This is a genomic window from Bacillus sp. LR--39 (assembly GCF_053613335.1).
The window spans coordinates 1-526 of the sequence record NZ_JBSIOT010001544.1 but is presented as its reverse complement, the minus strand read 5'-3'; the positions used below and the strand labels follow the sequence as shown (position 1 = coordinate 526).

General features: G+C 48.9%; 1 pseudogene. It reads right to left on the bottom strand.

From position 1 onward, the window contains the following. Positions 1-460 (bottom strand): annotated as a pseudogene (locus tag ACWHAR_RS31695) (type I pullulanase); the annotation flags it as partial. Between the last annotated feature and the right edge of the window lie 66 nt (positions 461-526).

Here is a 526-nt window from a genome sequence, read left to right as displayed (position 1 = left end):
TAACGGCATAGACGCCTTTTTCCAACCGAGTCATTTGGAATGTGCGCCCGCTTTTATTGGGGTGTGAAAGCTTGACAGCAGCTGATGTTGCAGCAGGCGCCCATACTTTAAATACGGTATGATCCGCGGTATAAACGGCGCCCAGCTCTCCGTCATAATAAAATTCGTCATCAAACGCAGCCGTCCGGATGACCGCGCCAATTTGGAGATCCGTTTTGTGGCCGCTGGATGCTCTGACGCAATGGATTTTTCCAAATGTCACAGGATGGTCGGATACGCAGACGTACTTGTATTTTGCTTCAAGGGAGTATTCCTCCCTGACAGCCAGAGGAAAAACTGTTGTTTCTGTCTCAAGCCGAAACGGCGGTGTCATGATTTCCTTTTGTTCAGCAGGAATCAGAACAGTAATGATATTCATGTCATCGACATACGCTTCGAAGCTGCGGCGGATGCTGACCATCGGAAGCTCTCTCCTCCAAACACGTTTATGTTTTGATTCTTAGGGGCGAAGGACTAGATGCCAGAC